Source organism: Streptomyces sp. NPDC096311 (assembly GCF_044763085.1).
Taxonomy (GTDB): Bacteria; Actinomycetota; Actinomycetes; order Streptomycetales; family Streptomycetaceae; genus Streptomyces.
In genome coordinates this window covers 409,832-422,754 of record NZ_JBIWFN010000003.1, presented here as the reverse complement: position 1 = coordinate 422,754, position 12,923 = coordinate 409,832, and the positions used below count along the sequence as shown (strand labels likewise).

Genomic DNA, 12,923 nt, shown 5'->3' with positions numbered 1-12,923 from the left:
GGAGTCGCGATGCGAGGCGTGATCTTCGACGGCAAGCGGACCCAGGTCGTGGACGACCTGGAGATACGGGATCCGGGGCCCGGCGAGGTGCAGGTCGCGATCTCCGCGGCCGGGCTCTGCCACAGCGACCTGTCGGTCGTGGACGGGACGATCCCCTTTCCCGTCCCCGTGGTCCTGGGCCACGAGGGCGCGGGGGTCGTCGAGGCGGTGGGCGCGGGCGTCGGCCATGTCCGCCCCGGCGACCATGTCGCGCTCTCCACGCTCGCCAACTGCGGGGCGTGCGCGGAGTGCGACCGGGGGCGGCCGACGATGTGCCGCAAGGCGATCGGGATGCCGCGGCAGCCGTTCGCGCGGGGCGGGCGGCCGCTGTACCAGTTCGCGTCCAACTCCGCGTTCGCGGAACGGACGGTGGTGAAGGCCGTCCAGGTCGTCCGTATCCCCAAGGACATCCCCCTCCCGTCGGCCGCGCTGATCGGATGCGGCGTCCTGACGGGGGTGGGTGCGGTCCTGAACCGTGCGCGGGTGGACCGGGGGGACTCCGTCCTCGTCATCGGCACTGGCGGAATCGGGCTCAACGTTCTCCAGGGCGCGCGGATCGCGGGCGCCCTGAAGATCGTCGCGGTCGACGCCAACCCGGCGAAGGAGGCCGTGGCCCGGCGCTTCGGCGCGACGCACTTCCTGACGTCGACGGAGGCCGTGAAGGACATCCTTCCCACGGGGGCGGACCACGCCTTCGAGTGCGTCGGGCGCGTCGAACTCATCCGCCAGGCCATCGACCTGCTGGACCGCCACGGCCAGGCGGTCCTCCTGGGCGTACCCCCGGCCACGGCCGAGGCGTCCTTCCTCGTCTCCTCCATGTACCTCGACAAGTCCATCCTGGGCTGCCGCTACGGCTCCTCCCGCCCCCAGCGTGACATCGCCCTGTACGCCGACCTCTACCGAGAAGGCCGCCTCCTCCTGGACGAACTGGTCACCCAGACCTACCCGGTGGAGGACTTCGACAAGGCGGCGCAGGATGCGGAGGGGGGGAAGGTGGCGCGGGCGGTGCTGACGTTCTAGGGGGCGGTGCCTTCGTGTGCGGGCCCGGTGGGGGCCGGCCGCGCAGTTCCTCCACCGGACCGCGCTCAACGCGCGGCCCCGAGACGGGCGACGTCACCCGCCCCCGATCTCCCCTCCAATCCCTCACTCAGCCCCTCACTCAGCCCCTCACTCAGCCCCTCGCCCAGACCCCCGCCGAGGCCCTCGACTGTGGAGGCCCCGGAGCTGCGGAAGGTGCGTCGATACGCGGTGGGGGTGACCCCGAGCACCGCCTGTAGGTGCTGCCTCATCGACTGGGCCGTGCCGAAGCCGGCGTCCCGCGCGACCTGGTCGATGGACAGGTCGCTGGTCTCCAGCAGGTGCCGGGCCCTTTCGATGCGCTGCTGGGTCAGCCAATGCCCTGGGCTGACCCCGACCTCCTCGCGGAAGCGGCGCGTGAAGGTGCGTACGGACATGGCTTCCTGTTCGGCCATGTCGCGCAGCTGGATCGGCTCGTGGAGGCGGGCCAGCGCCCAGGCGCGGGCGGCGGTCGTGGTGGCCGCCTGCGGCTCCGGCACCGGCCGCTGGATGTACTGCGCCTGCCCGCCGTCGCGGTGCGGGGGTACGACGGTGCGGCGGGCCACGTCGTTGGCGACGGCGGTGCCGTGGTCGCGGCGTACGAGATGGAGGCACAGGTCGATTCCCGCGGCGACGCCGGCGGAGGTGAGGACGTCGCCGTCGTCGACGAAGAGCACTTCGGCGTCGACCTTGATCTTCGGGAAGAGCAGCTGGAAGTGCTCGGCGTGCATCCAGTGGGTGGTGGCCGGGCGGTCGTCGAGGTAGCCCGCGGCGGCGAGGACGTAGCTGCCGGTGCAGATGGAGACGAGGCGGGTGCCGGGGCGGATGTGGGCGAGGGCGGCGGCCAGTTCGGGGGTGAGGACGCCTTCCTCGTGGACGGGACCGAGTTCGTAGGAGGCGGGGATGACGACGGTGTCGGCGGTGGCAAGGGCCTCGGGGCCGTTCGCGACGAGGACGGCGAAGTCGGCGTCCGTCTCGACGGGGCCGGGCGGCCGGACCGAGCAGGTGACGATCTCGTACAGCGGCCGCCCGTCGGCGTCGCGTGCCTTGCCGAAGATGCGCTGCGGGATGCCGAGCTCGAAAGGCAGCAGCCCGTCGAGCGCGAGGACGACGACGCGGTGGCGGGGATGCGTACCGTGAGAGTCCATGGCCCGATCCTAGCGAATGCTGTCCTTCGGGCCACTCGTTCGCGGGAACGGCAGGCCTGAAGCTCTATGTCGTGACCCAGACAACCGATGCCGCCTCCCCGGGGGGCGCCGCAGCCGCGGAGGACCCCCGCCCCACCGAGCCGACCGACTCCACCGACGCGCTCGCGCCGGCCGACTCCATCGAGCCGACCCGCGCCTCCACTCCCCGCGTCCGCATCCACCGTGCCTGGTTCGTCGCCGCCGTCACCTTCGTGACGATCATCGGTGCGGCGGCCTTCCGTTCGCTGCCGGGTCTGCTGATCGACCCGCTGCACCAGGAGTTCCACTGGTCGCGCGGCACGATCGGCGCGGCGGTGTCCATCAACCTCGCGCTGTACGGGCTGACGGCGCCGTTCGCGGCGGCACTGATGGACCGCTTCGGCATCCGGCGGGTGGTGGCGATCGCCCTGATGGTGATCGCGCTCGGTTCCGGTCTGACCGTGTGGATGACGGCGGCCTGGCAGCTGCTGCTCTGCTGGGGCCTGTTGGTCGGCCTGGGGTCCGGCTCCATGGCGCTGGCCTTCGCGGCGACGGTCACCAACCGCTGGTTCACGGCGCGCAAGGGCCTGGTCACGGGCATCCTGACGGCTGCCTCGGCGTCCGGCCAGCTGATCTTCCTGCCGCTCCTCTCCTGGATCGTCACCCGGCACGACTGGCGCCCGGCCGCGGTGACGGTGACCCTCGCGGCGCTCGCGGTCGTCCCCTTCGTATGGCTGCTGCTGCGGGACCATCCGGCGGACGTGGGCGTGAAGCCGTACGGGTCGGCGGAGTTCGTACCGAAGCCCGCGCCCGTGCGGGGCGCCGCCCGGCGCGCGGTGACGGTCCTGCTCTCCGCCGTCCGCACCGGCCCGTTCTGGCTGCTGGCCGGCACCTTCGCGATCTGCGGCGCCTCGACGAACGGCCTGGTCCAGACGCACTTCGTGCCCGCGGCCCACGACCACGGGATGCCCATCACGGCGGCGGCCTCGCTGCTCGCGGTCATCGGGGTCTTCGACGTGGTCGGAACGGTCGCCTCCGGCTGGTTCACCGACCGCTTCGAACCGCGCCGGCTGCTCGCCGTCTACTACGCGCTGCGCGGCCTCTCCCTCCTCTTCCTCCCCATGCTCCTCGCCCCCACCGTTCATCCCCCGATGATCTTCTTCATCGTCTTCTACGGCCTCGACTGGGTCGCCACCGTCCCGCCCACCCTGGCCCTGTGCCGCGAGCAGTACGGCGAGGACAGCGCCATCGTCTTCGGCTGGGTCCTCGCCTCCCACCAGGTCGGCGCCGCCCTCGTCGCCTTCCTCGGTGGTGTGGCGCGGGACGCGTTCGGCTCGTACGACGTGGTCTGGTACGCCTCGGGCGCGCTGTGCGCGGCGGCGGCCCTGATGGCACTGGTGATCCGACGACGCCCCGCGACGGGCACACCCGCGCTACCGGCGGTCGCCTGACGATTCCGGCCCCCCGACGGGGCGGCCTGCCACCGGGCTAGAGGAACCGCCCCTTGTGGAACAGCAGCGGCGCGACGTCGTCACCGTCGCTCGCGCCGAGCGCGTCCACCCGTCCCACCACGATCAGATGGTCCCCACCGGTGTGCACCGCGTGGATCGTGCAGTCGACCCAGGCCGCGGCGCCCGCGAGACGCGGCGCACCGGAAACGGGCGCCGCGTCGTACACGACCCCGGCGAACTTGTCCGCCCCGCTCACCGCGAACCCGCGGCACAACTCGCCCTGGTGCGCTCCCAGTACGTTCACACAGAACACGCCCGCTCGGGCGATCCGCGGCCAGGTCGCCGACGTACGCCCCACCATGAAGCAGACCAGGGGCGGATCGAGCGAGAGCGACGCGAACGACTGACAGGCGAATCCGGCCGGCCCCCCGCCACCGGCCTCGCCCTCGACGCCCGGCGCGGTGATGACGGTGACACCCGTCGCGAAGTTCCCCAGCACTCGCCGAAACGCCGCCTGATCGACCGGCGCCCGCTCATCGTCCCCCACCGCGCGCAACTCCGGCCGCGGCAGCGCCTCCACACGCCCCGCGACGGTGGAAGCCCCGGCCGACCTGAGATAACGGACGGCGGCGGCCGCCATCCCTGCGTGTCCCATCACACCACCCATTGAAGCTGACGGAGTGTCAGATAGGAAGGGGTGGGAAGGGGTGGGACTGACTCAGCGGCCCTGGTAGCGGGGGGTCCGGCGTTCCACGAAGGCGGCCACGCCCTCGGTCGCGTCCGTCGTGGTCATGTTGATCTCCTGGGCCGCGGCTTCGGCGGCGAAGGCGGTGCTGCGGTCGGTGTCGAGGGAGGCGTTGACCAGCTGTTTGGTGAGGGCGAGGGCACGGGTCGGGCCGGTGGCCAGGCGCTCGGCCCAGTCGCGGGCGGTCTTCTCCAGATCGTCCGGTGGTACGACCCTGTTGACGAGCCCGAGCCGCGCCGCGTCCGCCGCCGTCAGCGCGTCGCCGAAGAACATCAGTTCCTTGGCGCGCTGGGGGCCGATGAGCCGGGGCAGCAGATACGCGCCGCCGCCGTCGGGGACCAGGCCGCGGCGTACGAACACCTCGATGAACTTGGCGGAATCGGCGGCGAGTACGAGGTCGCAGGCGAGGGCGAGGTGGGCGCCGAGGCCGGCCGCGGTGCCGTTGACCGCCGCGATCACCGGCTTCTCGCAGTCGAGAACCGCGCCGATCAGGCGCTGGGCGCCGAGCCGGATCATGCGGGCCACGTCCCCGGCCACCCGCTCACCGGCCACCCGCTCACCGGCCACCCGCTCACCGGCCACCCGCTCCCCGGGCACCCGCTCCCCGGCCCCCGACCCCCCGGCCGACGGTCCTGCGCGCAAGTCCGCGCCCGTGCAGAAACCACGTCCGGTCGCCGTGATCACGACGGCCCGTACGTCCGGGTCGCAGGAGGCGTGGGAGAGGTGCTGGATGAGGCGTTCGCGCTGGTCAGGGGTGATGGCGTTGAGGGCTTCGGGGCGGTTGAGGGTGATCCACGAGACGTGATTGTCAGTGGCGTGCAGTACCAATGAGTCGACGGGATCGGCAGATTTCTCGGCGGAATTCTCGGGGGAGGATGGCATGGGGATGCTCCGGTTTTTACGGGGGGCGGTGCGGCGGGGGCTGCCGCTGGGGCTGGGGCGTGGGGGCTCAGCGGCAGACGACCAGCGCGTCCAGCGCCACCGCTCCCTGGCCCCTGGGCAGCACCATCAGCGGGTTGATGTCGAGCTCGGCGATGTCGTCCCCGAGTTCCAGCGCCATCCGCTGTACGCGCATGACGACCTCGATCAGCGCGTCCACATCCACCGGCGGCCCCCCGCGCACGCCCTCCAGAAGGGCCCTCCCGCGCAGCTCGCCGAGCATGCCCCGAGCCTGGTCCTCGCCGAACGGCGGCACGCGGACCGTCGCGTCCCGCAACACCTCGACGAGCACGCCGCCCAGCCCGACGGTCACGGTCGGCCCGAAGAGCTGGTCGTGCGTGACGCCCACGACCATTTCCACCCCCCGCTCGACCATCTGGCACACCAGCACCCCGTCGAGCGAGATCCCCTCGTAGCGCGCGATGTCGGTGAGCTCGCGGTAGGCGTCCCTGACCTGGCTGGCGGAGGTCAGTCCGATCTTCACCAGACCCAGTTCGGTCTTGTGGGCGATCTGGGCGCCGGACGCCTTCATGACCACGGGGTAGCCGACGAGACTCGCCGCGCGCACGGCCGCCGCCGCGCTGGTCACCAACTGCTCGCGCGGCACCCGGATCCCATAGGCGCGCAGCAGCTGCTTCGCCGCGTGCTCGCTCAGCTGCTGCCCCGGCCGTATCAGCGCCTGCGTCTTGCGGAAGGACGGCGAGGGAGTGCGGGGAGCCTCGTCGAAGGGGGAGCGGTAGGCGGCGACGAACCGGTGGTGGTCCAGGTAGGCGCGCACGGCCGTGATGCAGTTGGCGAAGGTCCGGAAGGTGGCGACCTTCGACGAGCCGAGCAGCGTCTCGCGGTAGGCGGCCTCGGTGCCGACCGGCGAGCCCCACACCACGCACACCAGCTTGTCCGTCTGTTCCGCCGCGTCCACCAGGTCCTGCGCGAGCTTGTCGCTCATGGGAGGAAAGGGCCCGGTGATGGGACAGATCAGTACGCCGACCTCCGGGTCGGCGAGGATCGCGTCGATGATCTTCCGCCCGCGCCAGTCGCCGACCGGGTGCCCGCCGTTGTCGACGGGATTGGTCACGCTCAGGTACTCGGGTATCCACTGGTGCAGCTCGGCCTGCTTGGGGGCGGAGAGACTCGGCAGAGGAAGCCCCGCCGCCGTCGCCAGGTCGGCGAAGTGCGCCCCCGTGCCGCCCGAGATCGAATAGACGACGACACCCTCGGCTCGCGGAGCGCGGGCACGGGCCAACAGGGCGGCGGTGTCCTGGAGTTCGTCGAGCCCGTCGACACGGATCACGCCGTACTGCCGCATCGCCGCGTCCACCACGGTGTCGGCGCCGGTCAGCTTGCCGGTGTGTGAGGCGGCGGTGCGGGCGCCGGTCTCGGTGCGGCCGACCTTGACGGCGACGACGGGCACTTTGCGGCGGGCGGCGCGGTCGGCGGCGAGCAGAAAGGAGCGGCCGTCCTTCAATCCCTCGACGTAGCAGGCGATCGCGCCGATCTCCGGCTGCTCGGAGAAGTAGGAGATGAAGTCGGCGGTCTCGAGGTCGGCCTCGTTGCCGGTGGGTGCCCAGTGGGAGAGCCGTACGCCCAGCTCCTGCATCGCGAACACCGGCCGGCCCTGGTGTCCGGACTGGGTGATGAGGGCGATCGCGGGACCGTCGAGATCGTCGCGGAACTTCTCGAAGGCGTTGAGGTTGGTGTTGGGCCCGAGGAGCCTGAGGCCGGCGCGGCGGACGGCGGCGGCGAGGTGGGCCTGTGCGGCGGCGCCCTCGGCCCCGGTCTCGGCGAACCCGGAGGCGAAGGCGACGGCGAACTTCACCTTGGCCTCGGCCAGTTCCCCGATCACGGGGAGCGGGTCGCCGACGAGGAGCACGGCCAGATCGATCTGCTCGGGCAGGTCGGCGAGGGAAGGGGAGCAGGGGATGCCGAAGACGGACTGACGGGTGGGGTGCACCGGGTGCAGCCGGGCGCCGACCCGCTCGGCCCAGGCGATCAGCTGCCGGGTGATGCCGGTGTTGGGCCGGCCCTCGGCGTCGGAGGCGCCGACGACGGCCACGGACTCGGGACGGAAGAAGCGGTCCAGATCGGGTACCTCGGCGTACAGCGGACGGCCGCTGACGTCCAGGTCGTCGACGTCGGCCGGGCGGCCGTGCACGACGGGTGAGGGCTGCTCGCCGCAGGCGATGACGCGGGCCCGGCGGGAGTCGGTGGTGAGGGTGCCGTGGGTTGATCCAAGCATCGGTCCGCCCGCTCCTGTGTGACAGTCAATTAACTGACGCTCTGTCAGATTACTTAACTGACGCCGCGTCAGGAACCGTCGTGCAAGCAAAAGGCTGGGCGGCGGGGATCTGGCCGACTTCTCGGTGGCCGGGCGCCGTGGTCACCGGTACGGCGGGCCAGACGGTGACCGCCCCGCTCACCTTCAAGGACAACGGCCCGGCCTGGTTCGCGAACCTCGGCTCCGGTGACCCGGCCGCCAAGGTCAGGCTGATCGTCCCTACGGGTACGACGGTCACCGGCGTCCCCGCGGACCGCGTCCCGCACACCCTCACGGGCGGGTACTACGAGAAGCGCACGGGCGCCCCGCGCTACGACTGCGTGCTTCCGTACTGGGTGTCCGAGAACACCGAGCGCATGTACGCCCTCCAGCTGCGGATCGACGCGGCGGTGCCCGGCACGACCGGTGAGGTCAGCATCCACCCCGAGTTCGGAGACTTCACCTTCGACCCGGACACCACGAACAACACAGCGGTGCTCGCCGTCAACTGACGGTGACTCAGTGCGCGGCGCGGGTGTCCCCCGTGTCGCGCGCCTGCGTCTTCACCCCTGTCTCCGCCCGCGTCTTCGCCGCCGCTTTCGACGCTGCCTTCTCCGCCGCCCTCTCCGCCTTCTGCGCGGTCCTCGCGACCGCCTTCGCGATCTTCTCCGCGTCGAGGGCGAGTTCGCGGAACATGCCGCTGATGGGGTTGGTGAAGCCGGTGAAGTAGAGGCCGGGCGCCTTCTTCGGGGTGCGGGCGCCGTGCACGACCGGGTGGCCACGCCCGTCGAGGACGTCGAGGTGGCCGACGATGCCTTCCAGGGCGCGTACGTAGCCCGTCGCGGCGATCACGGCGTCCGGGTCGATCCGCTTCCCGTCGGCGAGGACGACCTCGTCCTCCTCGAAGCCCTCCACCGCGGCCACGACCTCGACCCGTCCCTTGCGGACGGCGTTGATGAGGCCGACGTCCTGGACGGGGATGGAGCCTTCGTTGACGCGGGAGTAGAGGCCGGTGTCGGGGCGGGGCAGCCCCTGCGCCGACAGGTCCGGCACGCTGACCTTGGCCATCGGCCCGGCGAGTGCGTCGACGAGGCGCACCGGCAGCCGTCGTACGAGGATCCCGGTGAACTGAGCGGCCCAGCCGGCCGTGGAGCGGCGCACGATGTGCGGCGCGGTGCGCACGGCGAGCCGTACCCGGGAGGCGCCGCCCTCGACCAGGTCCACGGCGATCTCGGCCCCCGTGTTGCCGACGCCGACGACGAGGACGTCACGGCCGGCGTAGGGGGCGGGGTTGCGGTAGTCGCCGGCGTGCAGGAGTTCGCCGGTGTACGTGTCGCGGCCGGGCCAGTCGGGCAGGCGCGGGGTGTGGTTGTGGCCGGTGGCGACGACCACGGCGCTGCCGGTCAGCTCGCGGCCGCCGGTGGCGTGCAGCAGCCAGCCGTCGCCACCCGGGGCGGGCTCGACGCGCGAGACCTCGACGCCCGTGACGATTTCCAGCTGGTGGTGCTCGACGTACTTCTCCAGGTAGCGCACCACGTTGTCGCGCGAGACCCACCGCCCGAAGGAGCGCGGCATCGCGAGACCGGGCAGGCCGGACAGGCGCCGGGTCGTGTGCAGGTGCAGCCGGTCGTAGTGGCGCCGCCAGGACGCTCCGACCTGGTCGGACTTCTCCAGTACGACGGCCCGTACGCCCTGTGCGCGCAGCGCGTACGCGGTCGCGAGCCCCCCGGGGCCGCCGCCGATGACGTACACGGGGCGGTCTTCGTGGGACGGCACCGGGCGGGGTGTCGAGGAAGCAGTCGAGTCGGCCATGTGCGCGAGCGTAATCACGTCGTCACTTGATAGGTCTCGGTCAAGCCCGGAATCGGTTGCGAACTGATCACGGCTGTAGGAGGAGTGGGTGGGGCTGGTGGCGTAGGTCACTCGGTTGTGTTCGAAGCGGGGGGATGAGTGAAGGGGAGGGTGGCGTACGCCTCTTGCGCGGGCGTCCCCCGTGCGCTGAACTGACGTACCGTCAGAAATTGAAGGGGGCGTGGACTGCCATGGACACGATCTGGCTCGGCGGAGCGGAGTGGCTGGCCGTGCTGCGGATCGGGCTCGGGCTGTGGTGGCTGGAGAGTTGGCGGCACAAGGACAAGAAGGGCTGGTTCGAGCGGGGGACCGGGATCACGTGGGCGGCGGACGTCGCGGGCAAGCACCGGTGGAACGCGGTGCGCTCCGGCTTCGACGCCGTGGTCGCGCCCCGGCCGCGGACGATGGCGTACGTCGTCGTGTACGCGGAGTTGGCCCTCGGGCTGGGACTGGTGGCCGGGTTCCTGACGCCGATCGCGCTCGTCGGCGGACTGCTCCTCAACGTCCTGTACTTCATCCTCATGATCCACGACTGGGCCGAGCAGGGGCAGAACGCGATGATGGCGCTGATCTCGGTCGTCGCCTTCTTCGGGATGGGATGGCAGACGTGGTCGCTGGACAGTGCGATCGGCCTGTTCTCGTGAGGCGCGGGTCGATCGGGCTCGGGGTGTGCTCGTGAGCGGGGAGCGCGCGTCGGGCGGGGCGCGATTCGATCTGCCCGAAGTCGATGCCTTCACCCGGCCGTACTGGGACGCGGCGGCGGAGGGCCGGCTGCTGATCCGCCACTGCGCGGGCTGCGACCGGGCCCACCACTACCCCCGGGAGTTCTGCCCGCACTGCTGGAGCGAGGACGTGCGCTGGCGGCCCGCGAGCGGGCACGCCACGCTCTACACCTGGTCCGTCGTGCACCGCAACGACCTCCCGCCGTTCGGCGGGCGAGTGCCGTACGTCGCCGCGGTCGTCGACCTGGCGGAGGGGCCGCGCATGATGACCGAGGTGGTGGAGTGCGCGAGCGAGGCGCTGCGGATCGGGATGGGGCTGGAGGTCACGTTCAGGGCGGGGGTGCCCGTGTTCCGGCCACGGTCCGGCGCTGTACCGCCTCCGTCTTCCGCCGCCCCATCTCCTCAAGCCGTGTCGAAAACCACTTCTTGAACCCCTCTGGGCCCCGTGAATAATGGCCGGATGTCCGACGTTCACGAGAAGTCCCTCGCCCAGCCCTTCCCCGTGCTCGACGGCCATGGTCTGCGGCTGCGTCCCTGGGACCCGGAGTCCGAGGTCGATGTGGCGACCTGGCTGCGCGGGCTGTCCGACCCGGAGTTCCAGCGCTGGAACACCCCGGTCAAGATCGTCCGGGACCTGGACAGCGCCCGTGACTCGCTCCGCTCGCGCGCCGAGAGCGTCGCCGAGGGCACCGCCGTCTCCTTCTGCATCACCGACGCGGGCACCGGTACGATCCTGGGTCACATAGGCGTCAACGACATCAACCACGTCATACGCGTCGGCATCGTCGGCTACTGGATCCTTCCGGAGGCCCGCGGCCACCAGGTCGCCACCCGTGCCCTCGCCCTGGCCGCCCGCTACGTCTTCGGCGCCGTCCGTCTGCACCGCATCGAACTGGGTCACGCCCTCGGCCACGACGCGTCCTGCCGGATCGCCGAGCGGTGCGGGTTCCCCTACGAGGGGACCCTGCGGGAGGCGATGTTCGAGTCGGGGCGGCACGACGCGTTCCGGGACGTCCACCTGCACGCACGGATCGCGACGGACCCGGAGCCGACGCTGCCGCCGACGGGCTCCGGGCCCCGTTAGGACCCGGTCCCGACTCGACTCCTTCACCTGTCGGTCTGTCTCAATGGCAGGCGAACGACTTCTGGGCCTTGCTCGCACTCAGCGCGCAGGTCTTGCCCCGTACGGCGCCGGCCGTGTCATGGAAGGTGAGGTTCCAGGTCCCGCCGTTGTCGTTGAGGACCGCGTAGCCGAAGACCCCCACGCTTCCCGGAGGGTTCTGTTCCTGGGTGATCGACTGTGTGACGGCCTGCAAGGGTGTGCCGATCATCTGTCCGACGACCTTGGCGTCGTCCGGGCCGTTGTCCAGTGGTCCGCCCGAGGAGCCCACGGTCAGCTGGGGCGGGCGGGACGAGTTGAAATCGAGCATCTGGTAGAGATGGACGTGCCCCGACAGCACCAGTCGCACGTTGTCCGCCAGCCGCTGCTGGGAGGTGCCGAAGACGGCCGCGTCGAGGACGTGAGTCAGCCATTCCGCCGAGTTGGGCGGGGTGCCGGCCGCCTTCACCATCCACAGCGGCTTGTGCGTGACCACGAAGTAGTCGTTGGTGGGGTTCTTGAGCGCGGCCTGGTTCACGGCTTGGAACTGCCTGGCGTAGATGTTTTTCTGGGCTGTGCTTCCGGTGTCGTAGGCGAACGAGGAGTCCACGGACGCCAGGGTCAGGGTGCCGGCGCCGATCAGCGAGGGCGCCGGGTAGATGCTGCACGTTCCGTTGGAGCGGAGATCGTCGGCGAGGTAGCGGAACCACGCGCCACCCGCGCCACCCTTCTGCGCCGCGTTGCAGTCTTCGTGGTTGCCCCGGGTCAACGCGATCGGTGCCGCGGCCAGCAGCGTTTCGGCGGGCCTGAAGAAGTCGGCGATGACACAGGCCCAGTTGGCTCGGTCGGCGAGCGTCGTACAGCCCGGATTCGCCGCCTTGTCGTTCGCCCTGGCGGGGTCGTCCCGATAGAGGTAGTCACCGGTGTGGATCACGAGATCCGGCTTCGTCACGGTGGCTGCGCTGTCCGCGATCCGCTGGAAGGGCCAGCCGGTTTGATGGTTCGCGCAGTTCTGCACGGTACCGGTCGCCGGGACCTCGCAGCCCGCGTCGCCGATGACGGCGATGTTGCTGGGGCGTGTGTTCGAGGTCCACTTCGGCAAGGGGAGCTGACGGTTCGCGGGATGCACCGTGGCCGCCTGGATCGAGGTCTGCTCGAGCACCGCGTTGGAGGCCGTGAGGGGCACTCTCAGCTCACAGACGGTGGTCGGGAACTGTGAGCCCATGGGAGTGCTCACCCGGTGCAGGGAGTGCGGATTCCGGCTGCCTCCCAGGGTGTAGCGCACGACGGGACACGTCAGGCTGGTGTCCGTGGACACGTACCGGATCTGGGTGCCGTTGCTGGTCAGTTGGGTCCATGCCCAGGCCTCGCCGGACGGCGCCCCGGGGGGAGGCGTCGGCCCGGGGGGTTTCGGCCCCGCGCTGTCGTGCGCGATCCGTGGGGGAGTCGCGCCTGCCGGGACCGCCATGGCCAGCACGCTCACCACGGCGAGAGCGACGATTCGATACCGCATGTGCAGTTCCTTCGTTCGGGTACCCCGGACATACCGATGTATTTCATTGCCGAGGGGTACACCTGGATGATCATCGACGGCGTCGACC

General features: G+C 71.1%; 12 protein-coding genes. 6 read left to right on the top strand and 6 right to left on the bottom strand.

The annotated features are described in order from the left end of the window. The first annotated feature begins 9 nt into the window (after positions 1–9). The gene (locus tag ACIRA5_RS10200) at positions 10–1,059 is read left to right on the top strand and encodes a Zn-dependent alcohol dehydrogenase (RefSeq protein ID WP_352044152.1); all 1,050 of its coding nucleotides are present in this window, start codon (positions 10–12) and stop codon (positions 1,057–1,059) included. A 65-nt stretch (positions 1,060–1,124) separates the two neighbouring features. Here ACIRA5_RS10200 and ACIRA5_RS10195 read toward each other — a convergent pair whose 3' ends face one another. Further along, positions 1,125–2,243 carry a GlxA family transcriptional regulator gene (locus tag ACIRA5_RS10195; protein WP_403689291.1) on the bottom strand — a complete coding sequence of 373 codons (1,119 nt, stop codon included), beginning with the start codon at positions 2,241–2,243 and terminating at the stop codon, positions 1,125–1,127. A 71-nt stretch (positions 2,244–2,314) separates the two neighbouring features. On the opposite strand from ACIRA5_RS10195, the gene ACIRA5_RS10190 reads away from it, so the two are divergent. Continuing rightward, a complete protein-coding gene (locus tag ACIRA5_RS10190) occupies positions 2,315–3,712 on the top strand; it encodes an MFS transporter (protein ID WP_403689289.1) in 1,398 nt (465 codons plus the stop codon). Between the two features lie 37 nt (positions 3,713–3,749). Here the strand turns inward: ACIRA5_RS10190 and ACIRA5_RS10185 are convergent, their stop codons facing one another. The 3 genes from ACIRA5_RS10185 to ACIRA5_RS10175 form a co-directional block, all read right to left on the bottom strand. After that, complete coding sequence (locus ACIRA5_RS10185; RefSeq protein ID WP_403689287.1) at positions 3,750–4,367, bottom strand: flavin reductase family protein; 618 nt, start codon at positions 4,365–4,367, stop codon at positions 3,750–3,752. Between the two features lie 63 nt (positions 4,368–4,430). Then, on the bottom strand, positions 4,431–5,339 hold the full coding sequence (locus ACIRA5_RS10180) for an enoyl-CoA hydratase/isomerase family protein (protein WP_403689285.1): 909 nt from the start codon (positions 5,337–5,339) through the stop codon (positions 4,431–4,433). Between the two features lie 67 nt (positions 5,340–5,406). Beyond that, positions 5,407–7,632, bottom strand: a complete 2,226-nt coding sequence (locus ACIRA5_RS10175; RefSeq protein ID WP_403689283.1) for an acetate--CoA ligase family protein — start codon at positions 7,630–7,632, stop codon at positions 5,407–5,409. 80 nt (positions 7,633–7,712) lie between these two features. On the opposite strand from ACIRA5_RS10175, the gene ACIRA5_RS10170 reads away from it, so the two are divergent. Then, positions 7,713–8,162 (top strand): hypothetical protein, encoded by a 450-nt coding sequence (locus tag ACIRA5_RS10170; RefSeq protein ID WP_403689282.1) that lies wholly within the window; start codon positions 7,713–7,715, stop codon positions 8,160–8,162. A 7-nt stretch (positions 8,163–8,169) separates the two neighbouring features. Here ACIRA5_RS10170 and ACIRA5_RS10165 read toward each other — a convergent pair whose 3' ends face one another. Beyond that, positions 8,170–9,462, bottom strand: coding sequence for a flavin-containing monooxygenase (locus ACIRA5_RS10165; RefSeq protein ID WP_403689280.1), 1,293 nt, complete (start codon positions 9,460–9,462; stop codon positions 8,170–8,172). Positions 9,463–9,692: 230 nt separating this feature from the next. Here ACIRA5_RS10165 and ACIRA5_RS10160 point away from each other — a divergent pair, with 230 nt between their 5' ends. From ACIRA5_RS10160 to ACIRA5_RS10150, 3 genes are read left to right on the top strand one after another with little or no spacing between them, the layout of a single operon-like run. Continuing rightward, positions 9,693–10,145, top strand: a complete 453-nt coding sequence (locus ACIRA5_RS10160; protein WP_403689278.1) for a DoxX family protein — start codon at positions 9,693–9,695, stop codon at positions 10,143–10,145. A gap of 31 nt (positions 10,146–10,176) precedes the next feature. Continuing rightward, positions 10,177–10,653 carry a Zn-ribbon domain-containing OB-fold protein gene (locus ACIRA5_RS10155; protein ID WP_403689276.1) on the top strand — a complete coding sequence of 159 codons (477 nt, stop codon included), beginning with the start codon at positions 10,177–10,179 and terminating at the stop codon, positions 10,651–10,653. A 30-nt stretch (positions 10,654–10,683) separates the two neighbouring features. Then, positions 10,684–11,307, top strand: coding sequence for a GNAT family N-acetyltransferase (locus tag ACIRA5_RS10150; RefSeq protein WP_403689273.1), 624 nt, complete (start codon positions 10,684–10,686; stop codon positions 11,305–11,307). A gap of 40 nt (positions 11,308–11,347) precedes the next feature. On the opposite strand, the gene ACIRA5_RS10145 is transcribed toward ACIRA5_RS10150, so the two are convergent. Beyond that, positions 11,348–12,835 carry a metallophosphoesterase family protein gene (locus ACIRA5_RS10145; protein WP_403689270.1) on the bottom strand — a complete coding sequence of 496 codons (1,488 nt, stop codon included), beginning with the start codon at positions 12,833–12,835 and terminating at the stop codon, positions 11,348–11,350. Positions 12,836–12,923 lie beyond the last annotated feature (88 nt).

Excerpts from the sequence above, each read along its gene's own strand:
- ACIRA5_RS10200 (WP_352044152.1), top strand. The coding sequence starts at position 10 with ATGCGAGGCGTGATCTTCGACGGCAAGCGGACCCAGGTCGTGGACGAC.
- ACIRA5_RS10195 (WP_403689291.1), bottom strand. The coding sequence starts at position 2,243 with ATGGACTCTCACGGTACGCATCCCCGCCACCGCGTCGTCGTCCTCGCG.
- ACIRA5_RS10185 (WP_403689287.1), bottom strand. The coding sequence starts at position 4,367 with ATGGGACACGCAGGGATGGCGGCCGCCGCCGTCCGTTATCTCAGGTCG.
- ACIRA5_RS10180 (WP_403689285.1), bottom strand. The coding sequence starts at position 5,339 with ATGCCATCCTCCCCCGAGAATTCCGCCGAGAAATCTGCCGATCCCGTC.
- ACIRA5_RS10175 (WP_403689283.1), bottom strand. The coding sequence starts at position 7,632 with ATGCTTGGATCAACCCACGGCACCCTCACCACCGACTCCCGCCGGGCC.
- ACIRA5_RS10165 (WP_403689280.1), bottom strand. The coding sequence starts at position 9,462 with ATGGCCGACTCGACTGCTTCCTCGACACCCCGCCCGGTGCCGTCCCAC.
- ACIRA5_RS10160 (WP_403689278.1), top strand. The coding sequence starts at position 9,693 with ATGGACACGATCTGGCTCGGCGGAGCGGAGTGGCTGGCCGTGCTGCGG.
- ACIRA5_RS10150 (WP_403689273.1), top strand. The coding sequence starts at position 10,684 with ATGTCCGACGTTCACGAGAAGTCCCTCGCCCAGCCCTTCCCCGTGCTC.
- ACIRA5_RS10145 (WP_403689270.1), bottom strand. The coding sequence starts at position 12,835 with ATGCGGTATCGAATCGTCGCTCTCGCCGTGGTGAGCGTGCTGGCCATG.